Origin of the sequence: Pseudomonas sp. HOU2, assembly GCF_040729435.1 — a bacterium.
In the GTDB taxonomy this organism is placed as follows: domain Bacteria; phylum Pseudomonadota; class Gammaproteobacteria; order Pseudomonadales; family Pseudomonadaceae; genus Aquipseudomonas.
Genome location: NZ_CP160398.1, coordinates 80,705 through 101,269, shown reverse-complemented (window position 1 = coordinate 101,269; position 20,565 = coordinate 80,705). Strand labels below are relative to the sequence as shown.

At 58.5% G+C, this 20,565-nt stretch carries 17 protein-coding genes; 16 read left to right on the top strand and 1 reads right to left on the bottom strand.

Annotated elements, in window-relative coordinates:
* Positions 1-43 precede the first annotated feature (43 nt).
* The 12 genes from ABV589_RS00515 to ABV589_RS00460 all read left to right on the top strand — a co-directional run bounded on the left by ABV589_RS00515 (position 44) and on the right by ABV589_RS00460 (position 13,299).
* A complete protein-coding gene (locus ABV589_RS00515) occupies positions 44-406 on the top strand; it encodes a response regulator (protein WP_367084444.1) in 363 nt (120 codons plus the stop codon).
* An 82-nt stretch (positions 407-488) separates the two neighbouring features.
* Positions 489-1,781, top strand: a complete 1,293-nt coding sequence (locus ABV589_RS00510) for a glycosyltransferase (protein WP_367084443.1) — start codon at positions 489-491, stop codon at positions 1,779-1,781.
* Positions 1,782-1,926: 145 nt separating this feature from the next.
* Positions 1,927-2,796: a phospholipase gene (locus ABV589_RS00505; RefSeq protein ID WP_367084442.1), complete on the top strand. Its 870-nt coding sequence runs from the start codon at positions 1,927-1,929 to the stop codon at positions 2,794-2,796.
* A gap of 68 nt (positions 2,797-2,864) precedes the next feature.
* A complete protein-coding gene (locus tag ABV589_RS00500) occupies positions 2,865-3,770 on the top strand; it encodes an AraC family transcriptional regulator (protein ID WP_007963566.1) in 906 nt (301 codons plus the stop codon).
* A 238-nt stretch (positions 3,771-4,008) separates the two neighbouring features.
* The gene (locus tag ABV589_RS00495) at positions 4,009-5,319 is read left to right on the top strand and encodes a sugar ABC transporter substrate-binding protein (RefSeq protein ID WP_367084441.1); all 1,311 of its coding nucleotides are present in this window, start codon (positions 4,009-4,011) and stop codon (positions 5,317-5,319) included.
* Positions 5,320-5,505: 186 nt separating this feature from the next.
* Complete coding sequence (locus tag ABV589_RS00490) at positions 5,506-6,432, top strand: carbohydrate ABC transporter permease (RefSeq protein ID WP_003225141.1); 927 nt, start codon at positions 5,506-5,508, stop codon at positions 6,430-6,432.
* Positions 6,433-6,440: 8 nt separating this feature from the next.
* Positions 6,441-7,271, top strand: coding sequence for a carbohydrate ABC transporter permease (locus ABV589_RS00485; protein ID WP_367084440.1), 831 nt, complete (start codon positions 6,441-6,443; stop codon positions 7,269-7,271).
* Positions 7,272-7,387: 116 nt separating this feature from the next.
* Positions 7,388-8,491 (top strand): sn-glycerol-3-phosphate ABC transporter ATP-binding protein UgpC, encoded by a 1,104-nt coding sequence (ugpC, locus tag ABV589_RS00480; RefSeq protein ID WP_367084439.1) that lies wholly within the window; start codon positions 7,388-7,390, stop codon positions 8,489-8,491.
* A 17-nt stretch (positions 8,492-8,508) separates the two neighbouring features.
* Positions 8,509-9,981: a mannitol dehydrogenase family protein gene (locus ABV589_RS00475; RefSeq protein WP_367084438.1), complete on the top strand. Its 1,473-nt coding sequence runs from the start codon at positions 8,509-8,511 to the stop codon at positions 9,979-9,981.
* A gap of 205 nt (positions 9,982-10,186) precedes the next feature.
* On the top strand, positions 10,187-11,683 hold the full coding sequence (xylB, locus tag ABV589_RS00470) for a xylulokinase (protein ID WP_367084437.1): 1,497 nt from the start codon (positions 10,187-10,189) through the stop codon (positions 11,681-11,683).
* A gap of 13 nt (positions 11,684-11,696) precedes the next feature.
* Positions 11,697-12,635 carry a carbohydrate kinase gene (locus tag ABV589_RS00465; protein WP_367084436.1) on the top strand — a complete coding sequence of 313 codons (939 nt, stop codon included), beginning with the start codon at positions 11,697-11,699 and terminating at the stop codon, positions 12,633-12,635.
* Between the two features lie 43 nt (positions 12,636-12,678).
* A complete protein-coding gene (locus ABV589_RS00460; protein ID WP_134786477.1) occupies positions 12,679-13,299 on the top strand; it encodes a hypothetical protein in 621 nt (206 codons plus the stop codon).
* A 125-nt stretch (positions 13,300-13,424) separates the two neighbouring features.
* On the opposite strand, the gene ABV589_RS00455 is transcribed toward ABV589_RS00460, so the two are convergent.
* A complete protein-coding gene (locus ABV589_RS00455; RefSeq protein WP_367084435.1) occupies positions 13,425-14,726 on the bottom strand; it encodes an OprD family porin in 1,302 nt (433 codons plus the stop codon).
* Positions 14,727-15,100: 374 nt separating this feature from the next.
* On the opposite strand from ABV589_RS00455, the gene ABV589_RS00450 reads away from it, so the two are divergent.
* From ABV589_RS00450 to ABV589_RS00435, 4 genes are all read left to right on the top strand, one after another.
* Complete coding sequence (locus ABV589_RS00450) at positions 15,101-17,194, top strand: type VI secretion system tip protein VgrG (protein WP_367084434.1); 2,094 nt, start codon at positions 15,101-15,103, stop codon at positions 17,192-17,194.
* Positions 17,194-18,033: a DUF4123 domain-containing protein gene (locus ABV589_RS00445; RefSeq protein ID WP_367084433.1), complete on the top strand. Its 840-nt coding sequence runs from the start codon at positions 17,194-17,196 to the stop codon at positions 18,031-18,033. Before ABV589_RS00450 ends, ABV589_RS00445 begins: the two co-directional genes overlap by 1 nt.
* 90 nt (positions 18,034-18,123) lie before the next feature.
* Positions 18,124-18,615 carry a DUF3304 domain-containing protein gene (locus ABV589_RS00440; protein ID WP_367084432.1) on the top strand — a complete coding sequence of 164 codons (492 nt, stop codon included), beginning with the start codon at positions 18,124-18,126 and terminating at the stop codon, positions 18,613-18,615.
* Positions 18,612-20,438: a DUF2235 domain-containing protein gene (locus tag ABV589_RS00435; RefSeq protein WP_367084431.1), complete on the top strand. Its 1,827-nt coding sequence runs from the start codon at positions 18,612-18,614 to the stop codon at positions 20,436-20,438. The genes ABV589_RS00440 and ABV589_RS00435 overlap by 4 nt, the downstream gene beginning before the upstream one ends.
* Positions 20,439-20,565 lie beyond the last annotated feature (127 nt).

Below are 20,565 nucleotides of genomic sequence, written 5' to 3'. Positions count from 1 at the left end.
TCGACCGGTCGCCGTTCCGTTTTCCTTTCTTGAGAGCACCAATATGTCCACCCCAGCGTCCACCATCCTTGTAGTAGAAGACGACAACATCGTGCGCATGCTCATCGTCGATGTGCTGGAGGAGTTGGAGTTCAGCGTGCTGGAGGCGGACGACGGCGAATCTGCGCTGGAGATTCTCGGGAATCAGAGCAACAATATCGACTTGATGATGACCGACTACGGCCTGCCGGGCATGACAGGCAGTGAACTGGCCGGCAAGGCACGTGAACTGCGCGCCACCCTGCCCGTCCTGTTCGCCAGCGGTTACGCCGAAAACATCGAGGTACCCGCCGGCATGCACGTGATCGGCAAACCCTTCTCGATCGATCAGTTGCGTGACAAGGTCAAGGGCATTCTGGGCCAGTGATTCACCTTGATCCGGCAGCGGCTGCAGATGTGCTCTAATTGCGCGCCATTTTCAGCCGCCTGCCTGCAAGGAACACCCGTCAATGACTGCATCACCCGCCACCAAAGTTCTGGTCATCGGTTACGTCTGGCCCGAACCGCGCTCTTCGGCAGCCAGCGGGCATGTGATGCAGATCCTCGATACGTTCCTGCAGCAAGGCTGGGACATCACTTTCAGCAGCCCGGCCGGCCCGGGCGAGCACAAGGCCGATCTGACGGCTCTGGGCATCCGCGAGGTGCCGATCGAACTCAACCGCAGCAGCTTCGATAGTTTCATCAGTGAACTGGCCCCGGATATCGTGCTGTTCGACCAGTTCATGATGGAGGAGCAGTTCGGCTGGCGCGTCGAAAAGCAATGCCCGAATGCCTTGCGCGTACTGGAGACTTCCGACCTGCAGAGCCTGCGCCACGCCCGCCACCAACGGCTCAAGGAGCGCCTGAAAGACGACCCGGACAATCAGGATTTCAGTGCCCTGTTCGCACCGGCGCTGCGCGAAGAGTTCGCGTTGATGGCCGATACTGACCTGGCCAAACGAGAAATCGCCGCGTTGTATCGCTGCGATCTGAATCTGATGATTTCCGAAGTGGAAATCCGGTTGCTGGTCGAACAGTTTCAAGTCCCTGTGGATCTGCTGCACTGGTGCCCGCTGATGCTCGAACCACCGCGCGATTCGTTCGTACCCTTTGAACAGCGCGCGCACTTTCTCAGTATTGGCAACTTCCGTCATGCGCCCAACTGGGACGCCGTCCTGTGGATGAAGACCGCCGTCTGGCCGCTGATCCGCCAGCAATTGCCCGGCGCTCAACTGCATGTCTACGGTGCCTATACGCCGCCCAAGGCCACAGCCCTGCACAACGCGGCGCAGGGGTTTCATGTGATGAACTGGGCAGAAGATGCGCTGCAAGTGATGTCGCAAGCCAGAGTTTGCCTGGCGCCTTTGCGTTTCGGCGCGGGGATCAAGGGCAAGATCGTCGATGCGATGCTCTGCGGCACGCCCAATGTCACGACGCCCATCGGCGCTGAAGGCATGGGCGGCGCAATGCCCTGGCCCGGTGCGGTGGCTCAGTCGGCCCAGGCCTTGGCCGATGCCGCTGTGGCACTGCACGAAGACAGATTGCGCTGGGTTGACGCACAGCAGGCCGGCGTCGCGTTGTTGAATGCGCGCTATCGGCAGGATGATCACGGCCCGGCGCTGATCAATCGCCTGCAACATTGTCGCGACAACTTGTCAGCATTACGTCGCGCCAACTTCACTGGCAGCATGTTGCGTCACCACTTGCATAAAAGCACCCAATACATGGCGCAGTGGATCGAAGCAAAAAATCAGAAAAGTTGACAACCAAAGTACAAGAGCACATTACCAATACTTTGCAAAGAGTGCTGGCTTGTAGTTTTTCCGTTTGCACCAAAGAATAACTTCCGAACTGACCAAACAACTTGAACGGTCGGAAAATTAAACTTTATCTGCAACGGAATGCACCATGAACAATTACCCTTTCAAAAACTGGATGGCGGCTACGCCGGATATGGACCGACTGACCCTTGGCGAAGTGGTCTGGCCCGGCGCTCATAACTCCGGGCTGGATTTTGATTTCCCGTACCCGGCTTATCTCCAACCGGCCCAGAACTGGTTTGTCTGTCAGGACGGTCCATTCATTCAGCAACTTAATGAAGGCGTGCGCGCCTTCGACTTGCGCCTGCATGCGGATGAACACTGGGTGGGCATCAAGAAATTCCATACGTTTCATGGCGTGAAACTTTTCCAGGGACGCTCCTTGAGCGAGCTGGTAAAAAGTCTCAATTTTTTCCTCAACGAGAATCCGAACGAGTTCATCGTGTTGGACTTGCATGAACTCAAGGGCACCAACGATCAGCCATTCGATTACAAGGGTTTTCATGAAGTCATCACCACGGAACTGGCTTCGCGGCTTATACCCCGGAGCAACAGTCACCTGACAATTGAGCAACTTAAAAGGACCAGTTCGCTGCAACGCGTGGTATTGGCAAGCGACTCGCACCCGGACTTCAGTTCACCCCTGTACTGGCCGAAAATCCGTCATGAATGGAGCGGTTCGGATATCACTTCTCCCGAGCAGCTCAAGCAACACATCACCCGAACCCTGGCCAACCCACCGGCATCCGGCAACCTCTGGTCGTTGTCGGCCACCAGCTACGGCGAACTGGCCGGAGTCAAACGGATCACCGACGAGCTCAATCAATGGTTTGGCCCGGACTCGGGATGGGCACCGAAGTGCAGCATCATCAATGCCGACTTCATCGGTGGCACTCCACTGATTGGCCATTGCCAGCAGGTCAACCAGTCCAAAGGTCTCAGAAAGACCCGAGGCTGAGGCGCTGGAACTGTCCTTGGCGCGCGTGCATGATGGGCATCTGAACACCACAACAAGACGCATCGGACATGACCCGGGCCACCAGAATCACTGATCCCTCCTACGAACTGATGGACGACCATAACGGGCTGTCCATCATCTACCGTCAGCATGGTTTTCCGTGCCCGCTGGTGCGTTGGCATTTCCACAAGGAATACGAACTGCATCTGATCGTCGCCAGTTCCGGCAAAGTGTTCATTGGCGACTACATTGGCAACTTTTACCCGCAGACACTGTTCCTCACCGGGCCCAATCTGCCACACAACTGGATCAGCCAGGTGGCCGAAGATGAAGTGGTGGAAAAGCGCGACATGCTGGTGAATTTCACCGACGAGTTGTTCGAAAGCGGCCATCAGGTATTTGCCGAACTCAAGACGTTGACGCCGCTGCTGGAACGCGCGCAGTACGGCATCGAATTTCGCGACAAGGACACGATCCGCGAGGCGCTGAAACTGATGCAGCTGATTGCCGACAGTCGCGGCATCACTCGTCTCGGGCACTTTTTCATTTTGATGGAGCTGCTGGCGGCGACTGACGATTATCAACTGTTGTCCGGCGCCACCAACACGCAACTGGCCGACGAACACAACATCGACCGCACCAACCGCGCGGTCGATTACATCTTCAGCCACTACGCCCGCGAGCTGACGCTGGAAGAAGTTGCCGAGCATTTGGGCATGAAGCCGACCTATTTCAGTCGCGTATTCAAACAAGCCACCGGGCGCAACTTCATCGAGTTCGTCAATCGCCTGCGCATCAGCAAATCCTGCGAACTGCTGGCCGATGGCGACAAACCGGTGACGGAAGTGTGTTTCGAGTCGGGGTTCAACAATATTTCCAATTTCAATCGACGCTTCCAGCAACTCAAGGGCATGACACCGTCGCACTATCGGCGCCTCGCGGTGCAACGTCTGACCGAACAGAATCACGCTTAACCGCCACATCAAAAGATCGCAGCCTGCGGCAGCTCCTACAGAAATCGGTGTAGGAGCTGCCGCAGGCTGCGATCTTTTTGATTTTTGCCAGTGCAAAAAAGTATCGGTTCAAGTGCGACGGATGATTTGTCAGTCTGTCGATTGAGGGCTGTAATCAACACACATTCTTCCTGCACCGGAAGACACAAAAACAATAACTGTCCTTCTGCCCCCCAACGGCGCAGAAAAGGAGTGCACGATGCAACCCACTGCAAAAGCTCTGCTAGCCCTCACCTGCATGACCCTCAGCAGCGTCAGCCTTGGCGCCCAGACCCTGACCATCGCCACCGTCAACAACAGCGACATGATCCGCATGCAAAAGCTCTCGAAAACCTTCGAGTCCGAGCATCCGGAAATCAAGCTCAATTGGGTGGTGCTGGAAGAAAACGTCCTGCGCCAGCGTCTCACTACCGACATCGCCACTCAGGGTGGCCAGTTCGATGTGTTGACCATCGGCATGTACGAAGCGGCACTCTGGGGCGCCAAGGGCTGGCTCGAACCGATGAAGGATCTGCCGGCCAGTTATGCCCTCGACGACGTGTTCCCGTCGGTGCGTGAAGGCTTGTCGGTCAAGGGTTCGCTGTACGCCCTGCCGTTCTACGCCGAAAGCTCGATCACCTATTACCGCACCGACCTGTTCAAGGACGCCGGGCTGACCATGCCCGAGCGCCCGACCTGGGAACAGATCGCCGGTTTCGCTGAAAAACTCACCAACAAGGACAAAGAGCAGTACGGCATCTGCCTGCGCGGCAAGGCCGGCTGGGGCGAGAACATGGCATTGATCACCACCGTCGCCAACGCCTATGGCGCGCGCTGGTTCGATGAAAAATGGCAGCCGGAATTCAATGGCCCCGAGTGGAAAAACGCGCTGAATTTCTACGTCGACACCATGAAGAAATCCGGCCCGCCCGGCGCCTCCAGTAACGGTTTCAACGAAAACCTCGCACTTTTCAACAGCGGCAAATGCGCGATCTGGGTGGATGCGTCCGTCGCCGGCTCGTTCGTCACCGACAAGACCCAGAGCAAGGTTGCCGATCACGTCGGCTTTACCTTCGCCCCGCATCAGGTCACCGACAAAGGTTCGGCGTGGCTGTATTCGTGGGCACTGGCGATTCCGACCAGTTCCAAGGCCAAGGACGCCGCCAAGGCGTTCAGCGCCTGGGCCACCTCCAAAGAGTACGGCGAACTGGTAGCCAAAACCGACGGCATCGCCAACGTACCACCGGGCACCCGCGCCTCGACCTACAACGATGCTTACATGAGTGCGGCGCCGTTCGCCAAGGTCACGCTGGAATCGCTGAAAGCCGCGGATCCGAGCAAACCGACGCTGAAACCGGTGCCTTACATCGGCATTCAACTGGTGACCATTCCTGAATTCCAGGGCGTGGGCACCCAGGTCGGCAAACTGTTCTCGGCAGCGCTGATCGGCCAGACCACGGTGGATCAGGCCCTGGCTGCGGCGCAGCAAACCACCGAACGCGAGATGAAGCGCGCCGGGTATCCCAAGTAACCGCTGCCTACTTCAATTGTGGCGAGGGAGCTTGCTCCCGCTGGGCTGCGAAGCAGCCCCAGACACTGCCGACACGGTCAATCAGATAGACCGCGTTTGCCGGGTTCACGACTGCTACGCAGCCGAGCGGGAGCAAGCTCCCTCGCCACAGAGAACTCGCTGTATCTCGAGTAAGTGATCACTGTCATGAATACTTCAACTGCCAAAGCCCACCTCGACCTGTCGCAACCCCAGCGCAAAGTCCGCGTACGCAATCCCGGCTGGTTTCTGGTCAGCCCTTCAGTGGCCCTGTTGCTGCTGTGGATGATCGTGCCGCTGGGCATGACCATCTACTTCTCGATGATTCGCTACAACCTGCTCGATCCGGGAGTAAACGAATTCGTCGGGCTGGAGAACTTCACTTACTTCCTCACCGACTCCGGCTTCCTGCCCGGTGCCACCAACACCCTGTTGCTGGTGGGCAGCGTGCTGTTGATCAGCGTGGTGTTCGGTGTGCTGATCAGTGCGCTGCTCGAGGCCAGCGAATTTCTCGGCCGCGGCATCGTGCGGGTGATGCTGATCTCGCCGTTCTTCATCATGCCCACGGTCGGCGCGCTGATCTGGAAGAACCTGATTTTCCATCCGGTGTCGGGGATCCTCGCCTACGTCTGGCGGCTGTTCGGCGCCGAGCCGGTGGACTGGCTGGCGCACTACCCGCTGCTGTCGATCATCATCATTGTCTCGTGGCAATGGCTGCCCTTCGCGATCCTGATCCTGATGACCGCCATGCAGTCCCTCGACCAGGAACAGAAGGAAGCCGCGCGCCTGGATGGCGCCGGCCCCGTCGCGATCTTCTGGCACCTGACGCTGCCGCACCTCGCACGCCCGATTGCCGTGGTGGTGATGATCGAAACGATCTTCCTGCTGTCGGTGTTCGCCGAGATTTTCACCACCACCAACGGCGGCCCCGGCTACGCCTCGACCAACCTCGCCTACCTGATCTACAACCAGGCGCTGGTGCAGTTCGACGTCGGGATGGCCTCGGCGGGCGGCTTGATCGCCGTGGTCATCGCCAACATCGCCGCGATCATTCTGGTGCGGATGATCGGCAAAAACCTGACTGACAAAGCCTGAGGCCCGCCATGACTCTTCAACAATCCCGCCGGCTGCAAAGCCTGCTGCTCGGCACCCTGGCCTGGGCCATCGCGATCGTGATTTTCTTCCCGATCTTCTGGATGGTGATGACCAGTTTCAAGACCGAAATCGACGCCTTTGCCACGCCGCCGCAATTCATCTTCACGCCAACGCTGGAGAACTACCTGCACATCAACGAGCGCAGCGACTACTTCAACTTTGCCTGGAACTCGGTGGTGATCTCGTTCAGTGCCACGGCGTTGTGCCTGCTGATCGCGGTGCCCGCCGCTTACTCGATGGCGTTCTACGAAACCCAGCGCACCAAGGGCACGCTGCTGTGGATGCTCTCGACCAAGATGCTGCCACCGGTGGGCGTGCTGATGCCGATCTATTTGCTGGCCAAGAGTTTCGGCCTGCTCGATACGCGCATCGCACTGATCGTGATCTACACCCTGATCAACCTGCCGATCGTGGTCTGGATGGTTTACACCTACTTCAAGGACATCCCCAAAGACATCCTCGAAGCCGCCCGCCTCGACGGCGCCACCCTGTGGCAGGAAATGGTCCGCGTGCTGCTGCCGATCGCCAAGGGCGGCCTCGCCTCCACCGTGCTGCTGTCGTTGATCCTGTGCTGGAACGAGGCGTTCTGGTCGCTGAACCTGACCTCGTCGAAAGCCGCGCCGCTGACCGCGCTGATCGCCTCGTACTCAAGCCCCGAAGGCTTGTTCTGGGCCAAGTTGTCGGCGGTCTCGACCCTGGCCTGTGCGCCGATCCTGATTTTCGGCTGGATCAGCCAGAAACAACTGGTGCGCGGCCTCTCGTTCGGCGCCGTGAAATGAAGATTGAAAAGCAAAAGATCGCAGCCTTCGGCAGCTCCTACAGGGGCACTGTGTAGGAGCTGCCGCAGGCTGCGATCTTTTGATCTTAAAAAACAACAAAGCGGAGGCCCATCATCATGGCCAACCTGAAAATCAAGAATCTGCAAAAAGGCTTCGAAGGTTTTTCCATCATCAAGGGCATCGACCTTGAGGTGAACGACAAGGAATTCGTGGTCTTCGTCGGCCCGTCCGGCTGCGGCAAATCCACCCTGCTGCGGCTGATCGCCGGGCTGGAGGAAGTCAGCGGCGGCACCATCGAACTCGATGGCCGCGACATCACCGAAGTCAGCCCGGCCAAGCGCGATCTGGCGATGGTGTTCCAGACCTACGCGCTGTACCCGCACATGACCGTGAAAAAGAACATGTCGTTCGCCCTCGATCTGGCGGGCGTGCCGAAAGCCGAAGTCGAGAAAAAGGTCGGCGAAGCGGCGCGCATTCTCGAACTCGGGCCGATGCTCGAGCGCAAGCCGAAACAACTGTCCGGTGGCCAACGGCAACGGGTCGCCATCGGCCGTGCCATCGTGCGTAATCCGAAGATCTTCCTGTTCGACGAACCGCTGTCCAACCTCGACGCTGCCCTGCGGGTGCAGATGCGTCTGGAACTGCTGCGTCTGCACAAGGACCTGCAAGCGACCATGATCTACGTGACCCACGACCAGGTCGAAGCGATGACCATGGCCGACAAGGTCGTGGTGCTCAACGGCGGCAAGATCGAGCAGGTCGGCTCGCCGCTGGACCTCTATCACAACCCGGCCAACCTGTTCGTCGCCGGTTTTCTCGGCACGCCGAAAATGGGTTTCCTCAAGGGCAAGATCGCCCGCGTCGATAGCCAGAGCTGCGAAGTTTCGCTGGACGCCGGCACGCGCATCACCCTGCCGTTCAACGCTGCCAACCTGAGCGTCGGCAGCGCGGTGACCCTGGGCATTCGCCCGGAACATCTGGAACTGGCGCAACCGGGCGACTGCACCCTGCAAGTCACCGCCGACGTCAGCGAGCGCCTGGGCAGCGACACCTTCTGCCACGTCACCACCAACGCCGGCGAAGCCCTGACCATGCGCGTACGCGGTGACCTCGCAAGCCGCTACGGCGAACAACTGAACCTGCACCTGGACGCCAGCCATTGCCACCTGTTCGACGCCGACGGCGTGGCGCTGACCCGCCCGCTGCGTGCGGCGGCCTGAATTTCGAGACTTGCCCGATGAAACTGAATGAACAAAACCTGCATCGCCTCGCGCCCGAGGTGCAACTGCCGGCCTACAACCTCAGCGACACCCGTCAGGGCATCGCGCACATTGGCGTCGGCGGCTTCCACCGCGCGCATCAGGCTTACTACACCGATGCGCTGATGAACAGCGGCCAAGCGCTGGACTGGGCAATCTGCGGCGTCGGTCTGCGCGCGGAAGACCGCCGCGCCCGTGACGACCTCAAGGAACAGGACTACCTGTTCACCCTGTTCGAACTCGGCGACAGCGACGACACCGAAGTGCGGGTGATCGGTGCGATTCGCGACATGCTCCTGGCCGAGGATGGTGCACAGGCGCTGATCGATAAACTCGCCGATCCGCAGATCCGCATCGTCTCGCTGACCATCACCGAGGGTGGCTACTGCATCGACGACAGCAACGGCGAATTCATGGCGCACCTGCCGCTGATTCAACACGATCTGGCCCATCCGCTGGCGCCAAAAACCGTGTTCGGCTTCCTCTGTGCAGCCCTGGAAAAGCGCCGTGACACGGGCACGCCAGCGTTCACGATCATGTCCTGCGATAACCTGCCGCATAACGGCGCAGTGACCCGCAAGGCGTTGCTGGCCTTCGCCACCCTGCGTGACCCGGGGCTGCGTGACTGGATCGCGCACAACGTCAGTTTCCCCAACGCCATGGTCGACCGCATCACGCCGATGACCAGCACCGCGCATCGCCTGCAACTGGCCGACAAACACGCGGTCGACGATGCCTGGCCGGTGGTCTGCGAGCCGTTCGTGCAATGGGTGCTGGAAGACAAATTCGTCAACGGTCGCCCGGCCTGGGAACAGGTCGGCGTGCAGTTCACCGACGACGTTTCGCCCTACGAAGAAATGAAGATCAAACTGCTCAACGGCAGCCACCTGGCGCTGACGTATCTGGGCTTTTTGAAGGGCTATCGCTTCGTTCACGAAACCATGAACGATCCGCTGTTCGTGCGTTACATGCGCGCCTACATGGACCTCGACGTCACCCCGCAACTGGCACCAGTGCCGGGCATCGACCTGACCGACTACAAGAACACGCTGGTGGCGCGCTTTTCCAATCAGGCGATTGCCGATCAGCTGGAGCGGGTGTGTTCGGATGGCTCGTCGAAGTTTCCCAAGTTCACTGTACCGACGATCAATCGCTTGATTGCCGATGGTCAGCAGACCAGGCGTGCAGCGTTGGTGGTGGCGGCCTGGGCGTTGTATTTGAAGGGCGTGGACGAGAATGGCGACACCTATTCGATTCCTGATCCACGGGCGGAATTCTGTCAGGGACTGGTGGCCGATGATGCGTTGATCACCCAGCGGTTGTTGGCGGTTGAGGAGATCTTCGGCACGGCGATTCCGCGGTCGGCGGCGTTCGTGGCAGCATTTGAATGGTGCTGCAACAGCTTGCGTGAGGTGGGTGTGACGCGCACCTTGGAGCGGGTTCTGGCCTGAAAAGCCCCTCACCCTAGCCCTCTCCCGGAGGGAGAGGGAACTAACCGAGGTGCCTGCAGGAGAACCTTTGGCCAAAAAAACCGAGTCGAACTCAAGTGTTGGAAAAGTACCCAAATTGGCTCCCTTCCCCCCTCTCCCCCTTGGGGGAGAGGGTTGGGGTGAGGGGGTGGCTTTTGATCTTCAGCGCAAACCGACAGGCTCACACATGACCACCCGACAACTCTTCCTCGGCATCGACTGCGGCACCCAGGGCACCAAGGCGATCATCCTTGATGCCGCCAGCGGTCAGGTGCTCGGCGAAGGCGCCGCTACCCACACGATGATCAGCGGCGCCAATGGCCGGCGCGAGCAGGACACTCAACAATGGCTGGACGCCTTTGCCCTCGCCACCCGCCGCGCCTTGCTCGCAGCCAATGTCGACGGTCAGGCGATCCTCGGCATCGGCGTCTCCGGCCAGCAACACGGGCTGGTGCTGCTCGACGATCAGGGCCAGGTGCTGCGCCCGGCCAAGCTTTGGTGCGACACCGAAACCACCGATGAAAACGACCGTTTGCTCAAACACCTCGGCGGCGAAAGAGGATCGCTTGAGCGCCTCGGCGTAGTCATCGCGCCGGGCTACACCGTTTCGAAATTACTCTGGACTAAAGAACAGCATCCTGAGGTGTTCTCGCGCGTCGCACGCATCCTGCTGCCCCACGACTACCTGAACTTCTGGCTCACCGGCCGCGCCTGCAGCGAGTACGGCGACGCTTCCGGCACCGGTTATTTCAACGTGCGCAGCCGTCAGTGGGACTTGCAACTGTTGCGCGATATCGACGCCACCGGGCGCCTGCAAGCCGCGTTGCCGGAGCTGATCGACGCTCATCAGCGGGTCGGCACCCTGCTGCCGGCGATTGCCGAACAGCTCGGCCTCAACCCGCATGCGCTGGTCGCCAGCGGTGGTGGCGACAACATGATGGGCGCCATCGGCACCGGCAACATTCAGCCGGGAGCGATCACCATGAGCCTCGGTTCCTCCGGCACGGTGTACGCCTACGCCGAGGCACCCAAAGTCAGCGCGGACGCTTCGGTTGCGACGTTCTGCTCGTCCAGTGGCGGCTGGCTGCCGCTGATCTGCACCATGAACCTGACCAACGCCACCGGTGCGATCCGCGAACTGTTCGACCTCGATCTGCAGCAGTTCAATCAACTCGTGGCCGAGGCGCCGATCGGTGCCGAAGGCGTGAGCATGTTGCCTTTCCTCAACGGTGAACGCGTCCCCGCCCTGCCCCATGCCACCGGCAGCCTGCACGGCCTGACCCTGAGCAACCTGACCCAGGCCAACCTGTGTCGTGCGGTGGTCGAAGGCACCACCTTCGGTTTGCGTTATGGACTGGATCTGTTGCGCCACAATGGTTTACAAAGCCGCAGCATTTGCCTGATCGGCGGCGGTTCGAAAAGCGCGGTGTGGCGACAGATCGTCGCCGACATCATGAACACCCCGGTGATCTGCACCGAACACAGCGAAGCCGCAGCCCTCGGCGCGGCGATTCAGGCAGCGTGGTGCAAGTCATGGTCGAACGGCCACGAGGACACTTTGGCCGATCTGTGCCAGCGCTGCGTGAAACTCGATCTGCACAGTGAAACCCTGCCGGTTGCCGCCAATGTCGCGGCGTTCCAGCAGGCCTATGAACGCTATCAACAGCATGTCGCAACCCTATAAAGAGCAAACAATCATGTATTTGGTGTGTGGCGAAGCCCTGTTCGATTTCTTCAGCGAGGACGATGCCAGCGGTCTGGCGTCGAAGGTCAATTTCAAGGCGATTGCCGGCGGCTCGCCGTTCAACGTCGCGGTCGGGCTGCGCCGTTTGGGGGTGGATTCGGCGCTGTTTGCCGGGCTGTCCACCGACTATCTGGGCCGGCGTTTGCAGCAAGTGCTGCAGGATGAAGGTGTGCGTGCGGACTACCTGATCGACTTCGCCGCGCCAACCACCCTGGCGATGGTCGCGGTCGGCGCCAACGGTTCGCCGCATTACAGCTTTCGCGGTGAAGGCTGCGCGGATCGCCAGTTGAGCGCTGCGCATCTGCCGCAGCTCGGTGCTGACGTGCGCGGTCTGCACATCGGCTCGTTCTCGCTGGTGGTGCAGCCGATCGCCGACACCCTGCTGACCCTGGTGCAGCGCGAAAGCGGCAAGCGCCTGATCACCCTCGACCCCAACGTACGCCTGAACCCCGAGCCAAATATCGACCTGTGGCGCGAGCGCGTGGCGACCCTGGTGCAACTGGCCGACATGATCAAGGTAAGCGACGAAGACCTGAGCCTGCTGTATCCCGAGCAGGATCCACAACGGGTGATCGAAGGCTGGCTGCAGCATCGCTGCCAGTTGGTGTTCCTGACCCGTGGCGGCGAAGGCGCGACGGTGTTCAGCCGCGCCCACGGCTCGTGGTCAGTACCGGCGTGCTCGGTGACGATCGCCGATACTGTCGGCGCCGGTGATACCTTTCAAGCGGCACTGATCACCTGGCTGACCGAACAAGGTCTGGACTCGGTTGAGGGCGTGCAACAGCTCAGCCGCGAGCAGATCGACGCGATGCTCAGGTTTGCCGTACAGGCGGCCGCCCTGACGTGCAGCAAGACCGGTCCGGATTTGCCCTATCGTCACCAGTTGAGCTGAGCGCGTAGACTGTCGGCCTTTTTGCGCGCATGGGGATGACGGTTTGATGTCGGGGCGGACGGCGGGACTTTTGATACTGGCGGGATTACTCAGCGGCTGCGGCACCTCGCCACCGCGTTCGCCGGAAGACATCTGCGCGATCTTCCGCGAGAAAAGCGACTGGTACGACGCCGCGCAAGTCACGCAGAAACGCTGGGGCGTGCCGATCCAGGTGCCCTTCGCGATCATGTATCAGGAGTCCGGCTACCGCTACGACGCCAAGACGCCGCGCAAGTACCTGTTGTGGGTGATCCCGTGGGGCCGGGTCACCACGGCCTCGGGCTATGCCCAGGCCAAGGATGAGGTCTGGTCCGATTACCAGAAAAGCACCGGCCGACACGGCGCCGACCGCGAAGACTTCGACGACGCCATCGACTTCGTCGGCTGGTACATGGACAAGACCACCTCGATCAATGGCGTGTACAAGTACGACGCCTACAACCAGTACCTCAACTACCACGAAGGCTGGGGCGGTTTTCGCAACAAGACCTACGCCAGCAAAGCCTGGCTGATGCCCACCGCCCGCAAGGTGCAGGCGCGCTCCGACGTGTATGCGCGGCAGTATGCCGGGTGCAAGGAAGACCTGAATCGCGGCTTTTGGAGCCGGTTCTGGCATTGGTTGTAGCCCACCGAAGCCCCCTGTAGGAGCTGCCGCAGGCTCGGGCCGCGATCGGACGATCTTTTGACCTTGTTTTTTACAATCACGATCAAAAGATCGCAGCCTGCGGCAGCTCCTACAGGGGGTGAGGTTTACAGGACGGAGAAGTTGTAACTCACAATCAACCGGGTCTCATCCACATCCCGGGCAAATTTTTCATAGTTGGTGCGGTACGTCGCATTGCGCAGACGCAGGCTGACATCCTTGAACGTGCCCGTCTGGATCACGTACTTCAACTCGCTGTCGCGTTCCCACTCTTTGCCCTCCTGATCACTGCCCGGGACCTTGATGTGATCACCGCTGACATAGCGGGTCAGGAAGCTCAGGCCGTTGATGCCGATGGCCTTGAAGTCATAGTCATAACGCAGCTGCCAGGATCGCTCCTGCGCGGCGGCGAAGTCGTTGACCTGCACGTAGTTGACCAGATACGGATTGCTGCCATCGAGGTACGGCATCGAGTTGTCGCCGTTCATGCGCTGCCAGCCGGCGCTGAAAGTGTGGCCGCTGATGCCGTACGAGAGCATGCCGCTCAAGGCGCGGTTGTCGATGGAGCCGGCCTTGGCATCACCGCTGTCGGCGCTTTTCAGCAAACGCAGATCGGCCTTCAGCACGCCGTCACCCAGCGGCTGGTTAGCCAACAGACCCACAAAGTGCTGGCGATAGATATCTTCCAGTTCCGCGTAGTGATACTGCGCGGTCAGGCGATCGTTGATCTTGTAGTCGAAGCCGTACATGTCGAAATGGTCGGCGGTGGTGTTGCAGGCGTAGCGCTTGTTCTTACAGTGCACGCGGATGTCTTGCGAATCGGTGGAATCGCGCGCGGTGTACTTGTCCAGACGCGCGGCCATGAAGGTCAGATCCTTCACTTCCCTGGAGGTCAGCATCGCACCGTTGAACAGGGTCGGCAGCAAGCGGCCGTCGTTGTACTTGAGCAACGGCAGATCCGGCAGCAGCGCGCCGTACTTCAACACCGTGTCCGAGACCTTGACCTTGGCGGTCAGGCCCATCTTCGCGTACTGGCCCTTCGAGCCGCGCGGGTTCTCGCCGCTGGACGGCAGCAAGCCGCTGTTGCTGCGATCAGGGCTGGAATCGAGCTGAAAGCCGAGCATGCCCAGCGCATCGATGCCGAAGCCGACCGTGCCCTCGGTGTAACCCGACTGCAGATTGAGAATAAAGCCTTGCGCCGACTCTTCACGCTTGGAAGCGCCCTGGTCGCTGGAGGTGTGCCCATCACGGAAATCGCGGTTGAAATACACCGTGCGCGATTCGATTTTCGCCGTGGTGTCTTCGAGAAAACCGCTGGCCTGAACCTGCGCGGCAAAACCGGCGCACAGCAAAACGGCTCCGAAGCCAAACGACTGGCGCGGGGTGATGAGAGGGAATGGGGGACGCATGAAAAACTCCAACAGTACAGCGTTTGCGCCAGAGCGCAGTCAGCCAGAAAAATAGCTCCCGTCCCGGGTCAAAAACAGCCGGGAAGAAGTGGACACGCAGGGGTGAGTTGCAATGATGGCAGATGGCTTTGACGGGCTGAAGGCGACTTTAGTCTGAAACTGACTGGCGATTCTTCGGTTTGCGATGGGCTCAAACCGCGTGCAGCCCTGTGACTCACGGCAGCGAAGCCCCCGTTTTCATTGGGTGTAAACGCTGTCATAGGGGTTTTCCCTATACCCCACGGCCCCCGTCCCTACGGCATTTGCGCCTTGAACGAGGCGGTTTAATCCTCCATCATCCGTCACCTGCTTATTCAATGGACGGAATTCAAGGCATGCTGGACGCCAACGCTACCCACATTACCCTTACCCTCGAAGGCGCTTCCGCCGACCTGCAAGTGCTCAGCTTCACTGGTCGCGAAGCCCTCAACGAGCCTTTCCGTTTCGACCTCGAACTGGTCAGCGCCCGCCCCGACCTGAAACTCGAAGAGCTGCTGCACAAGCCCGGCGTCCTGACCTTCGGCGCCACCGGCGAAGGCAAGATTCACGGCCTGGTGTATCGCATCGAGCAAGGCGACTCCGGCAAGACCCTGACCCGTTACAGCATCAGCCTGGTGCCGCAACTGGCCTATTTGCGGCACAACCATGACCAGCAGATTTTCCAGAACCTCACGGTGCCGAAGATCATCGCCCAGGTGCTGGAAGATCGCGGCATTCTGGCCGACGCCTACAGTTTCCAGCTCAACGCCGAGTACCCGCAGCGCGACTACTGCGTGCAGTACGACGAGTCCGACCTGCACTTCATCCAGCGCCTGTGCGAAGAGGAAGGCATTCACTTCCACTTCCAGCACAGCAGCAGCGGACACAAACTGGTGTTCGGCGACGACCAGACGGTGTTCCGCAAACTCAAGGCCGTGAGCTACCAGCAAGACTCCGGCATGAGCGCCGACAAACCGGTGATCAAGCGTTTCAACCTGCGCCTGGAAACCCGCACCACCCGCGTCAGCCGCCGCGACTACGACTTCGAAAAACCGCAGATTCTGCCCGAAGGCGCGGTCAAATCCGAGTTCGCCCCGGATCTTGAGGACTACGATTACCCCGGCCGCTTCACCACCCGCGAGCGCGGCAAATTCCTCTCGACCCGCGCCCTCGAACGCCATCGCAGCGACTACAAACTCGCCGAAGGCAAAGGTGACGAACCGACCCTGACCAGCGGCCACTTCCTGACCCTGGCCGAACACCCGCGCGCTGAATGGAACGACTTGTGGCTGCTGCTGGAAGTCTTCCACGAAGGCAAACAACCGCAGGTGCTCGGTGAAAATGTCACCAGCGACGTCACCGACAACAAAAGCGATTTCCACCAGGGCTACCGCAACAGCTTCCTCGCCACCCCGTGGGACGCGCACTACCGCCCGGCCCTCGAACACCCGAAACCGAAAGTCCTCGGCAGCCAGACCGCGGTCGTCACCGGCCCGGCCGGCGAAGAGATCCACTGCGACCAGTACGGCCGCATCAAAGTCCAGTTCCACTGGGACCGCGACGGCCAGTCCGACGACAAAACCACCTGCTGGCTGCGCGTCGCCAGCGGCTGGGCCGGCGCCGCCTACGGCGGCATCGCCATCCCGCGTATCGGCATGGAAGTGCTCGTCACCTTCCTCGAAGGCGACCCCGACCAGCCACTCGTCACCGGCTGCCTGTACCACAAGGAAAACGTCGTCCCCTACGACCTGCCGGCAAACAAGACCCGCAGCACCTTCAAAACCCTCAGCTCTCCGGGCGGCAAGGGCTACAACGAGTTTCGCATCGAAGACAAAAAGGGTGTCGAACAGATCTACATCCATGCGCAGCGCGACTGGGACGAGAACATCGAGCACGACCAGAAGATCCGCGTGGGGAATGAGCGGCATGACACGGTTGAGGCCAACACCCTGAGCGAGTTCAAGGTTGAAGAACACCGGATAACCCATCTGGATCGTGTCAGTGAAATGCGCGCGGATGATCACCTGACGGTGGGCGTGACGCAGCATGTGAAAGTCGGTACGGCGCAGTTTGTCGAGGCCGGGACCGAGATTCACTATCACGCGGGTGAGAAAGTGGTGATCGAGGGTGGCATGGAGCTGACCGCCAAGGCGGGTGGGAGCTTTGTGAAGGTGGATGCCGGTGGTGTCACGATCAGTGGCGCTGAGGTGAAAGTGAATACCGGCGGTGCGCCTGGGGCCGGTACCGGCATCCAGATCCTCGCACCGTTCATTCCTGGGCTGGCCGCGATCGATAATGCCGGACGTTTGATGCAAACCCGCATCAATCAGATGATGCAGGCTGAATCGTTAGCGGTAACACCGAAGCTTCAAGCGCCCAAAGGCATCTGCGTTGAATGTTTGAAGAAAGCCATGCGAGAAAAACTGGCGCTGCAGTCGGGGGCCAATTGATGACGAAGAGTGATGCCGCGAACGCCTGGAGCGAAGCGCAAAAGAACGCTCAGTCGCTATTCGCCATCGTTGAAATCGGTCTGCTGGCAGAACCCGCCCGGTTGCAGTTTCTCAATCCCGATCCGTCACGCCGACCGTTGATGGTGCAACCGGAGTTCGCCGAACTGCGCAACTACGGCCCGTGGCTGGTCGACGTCAGCCACATGGAGTTCGAGGCCTTTCTCGCTCACGAATACTTCACCGGCTGTACCGCTATGGCTAGCTGGATTCGCACCGCATGTACCGCCGACAAGCTCGCCGCTCATCTGAGTGATGCGTTATTGGCAAAAAATGAGGCGGGCGAAGTGCTGATGATCCGCAGTTACGCACCGGAAGTGCTGCCGATGCTGTACGCCCGTGACGATCTTTCCTGGCATGCGTGGCTGTTTGGTCCACTGCAAGAATGGTGGGTGCCCGCAGAAGAGGATCAATGGGAGTGCCTGAAAGGACTCAACCTCGAACAACCCGGCAAATACGATCCGATCTTTCTGGACGGCAAGCTGTGGACGGACATGGAGATTGATCCCCTGCCCTACAGCCTCACCACCGAACTGGAAAAAGAAGCGCCGGAAGTATTCAGCAGCACCTGCCACGGTGCACGGCTGAAACAGGTCAAAGAAGCGTTGGACGCGGGCCGCGAAGAAGGTTTGACCGACCCCGAGGACGTCAGCCTGTTTGCCAGCCTGCAACTGATGGATCGCGAATTCCCAGGAAACTGGCCGATGTGGGAAAAGGCCAAAGCGCGAGCGGTTGGAGAGAATCTGCCGCTTGGGGTGGTGATGAGAGAGTTGTCGGAGTGAGTTGGGTGATGAACCTGCAAATCAGTCATTCTGTTTGTCCCACACTTTTTGAATATTCAAGATGCATTGCTGGATGAAGGATTTTCGTAAATGACCATGGCCATGAATACCAAGCGGCAAAAAATCTGGCGACGCCGCAATCTTGCCATCGGGATATTCGTATTACTGATGCCTTTTATAGGTTCATTTCTTTATAACCAGTTTCGTACACCGGGCGCGATGTTGACGTCTGAAAACTATATGGATAGACCGATTTTCAGTTTTTGGGTGAATGATTTTTGGGGCGGAAACTTAGCTGCCATGGGTACCGGAGGCATTACTTGCTGTCAAGCCATTAAAGGCCCCACCGTAAAGGTATCTTGGATACTAAGTATCACAGAAGAACAATCAGAGCAGGGTCTAAAGGAAGAGACTCATGAGGCAACACTGGCGCTACCGAAACAGGATCGAAGCGACCGTTATCTCCATGTGCGCTTTCTCCCGGGAAATGTAGTGGAGATAAAATGGAGTCAAAATCTTGATAGCCCTTTTGATACGAATTCAGCACTTGGATCGACCACTGGACAAGGAAGTATTAAATGACCAGCACAAACAATTTGGATCGAGCGCAATCGGTTAGCGCCAAGACATGTGCTAATACAGGCACTGAAAAAAATCCTGTTCTGCCTTGCGAATCTACGCTTCATGTTGGGTTCTTTTTTGACGGCTTTAGTCGAAACTTGATTGACGACCTTAAAGAAAGCCGACTAACCAATGTTGCTCGACTATTTTTGGCGTACGCCATTAACCACAGCAAGTCAACCGATCCCTCCAATGCACATTACCGAAAGTTTTATATATCAGGCTTAGGGTCGAAGTTCGACGAAACGTTGGGTGGTAGTGCTGAACTAAGCAACACCGGCTTAGATGGTGCCTTAAATAGAGCCAAAGACAGCGCCCTCAAATCTCCTGAAGATACGATGAAAAACAGCCCACTTGATGCGGTAAAGGACGTCATTTCGGGTAAAAAATGGTGGGAAAGCGCAGTCAGCAATTTGAAAGCTGGCAGCATTGTATCAAGCATTGCCAAAGCCGTGGCCCCAGCAACACTGGACATTTTTGGAGCTACTCGCGATAACGAAGCTGCAGCAACCTTTTTCAAAACCGGCGTTGATACAAGACTCGAAGCCGCATTCAGCGTATTGGAAGACACGTTAACCAATATTAAAAGCAAATCCGAAGTTCCGGTAAAACGAGTTTCGGTTTCAGTTTATGGCTATGACTTTGGCGCTACGCTGGCCCGTGCCTTTACCCATAAGCTATTTGAGGAGTGCGATCCGGCGACAACGAATTTTAAAGGCGCAAAGCTTGACGTCAATTTCGCTGGTCTCTTCGATTCAGTGGATCGCAGTGGTGAAAACTCCATCATCCTTGAGTATTTGATACCATTTGTAAACGTCGTCGATGACGGTGAGTGCCTTGCAGGTCCCGTAAGGTCAGCTCTTCATCTCGTAGCAGCTCACGAGTGCCAAGACTCTCGGCGGTCAAGATTGATTGGCACAGGTCCATCAACGCCAAAATGGGAGGAACGACTAGTTCCAGGCACATCTTATGATGTTGGTGGAGGCTTGAGAAAAGACGACGTACAACATAGCTCTGAACTCCACTTAGCAAGTCTCCATGAAATGTACCAAGCATCGCTTCGTGCCGGGGTACCGTTCCCAACGCTTAATGAACTGAGGAAAATCGACCTCGGCGTCGCGAAACTATTCACATTAAATGATCATATAAACGGTATTAGCGCTATCGGGGCTAGCAGTAACTACATGAGCAAAGCAGGAAATAAAACAATTTCTGCTGAGGCTTTCCTTGCTCATCGTCGTTTGTATATCCAACGCTTGCGCGGTCTATGGGAACTATACCGGGGCCAGCACAAAGCTTACGACGACGAGGAAGAGCGCCTTCAACGTCCTATTCTGGGCAAGCAAGGATCAATCGCCCGTGCGTTTGGGATGAGTAGCGAAAGCGAGGCGCAAGCAGCAAAACGCGATCAAGCGCTCAAGCAAACCCAGCAAGGCAAGGCCGCCCTTCGTGCCGAACTCAGTTGGCTTGAAGACGTAGATCGGGAAGCCTGGAGGTTGAAAACCAGCTTTCCTTCCGCCCCGGTAAAAGCGCTATTGGACGAATGGTTCGCTCCCGTCCCCAAAGGCCTCAGCTTTGACGTGGAAGATCTGCTCGAATTTTACGTAAACGATCAATACATGATCCAACAGATACCTAAAGGCACGGGTGCTCCAATACCAAAGTATTTCCGCGTTCGGGAATTCGACATGCCGAGCCTGAATAAAACCAAAGGGATGGCTCCTGACTATCTGGAGCAGATGATGCGCAAACCTTCAGCAGAGTCTTCAGGTGCATCGACCTAAATCAAGGCAAATCTCATCGCGGGCTCAAAGTCTGGGCATCGCTCTCTTGATAGGGATTTCAATCGCTTGATAGATATTGCTGCGGACGCACGCCGGCGCAGAGCCTGGCGACGAAGACGGATAGTCC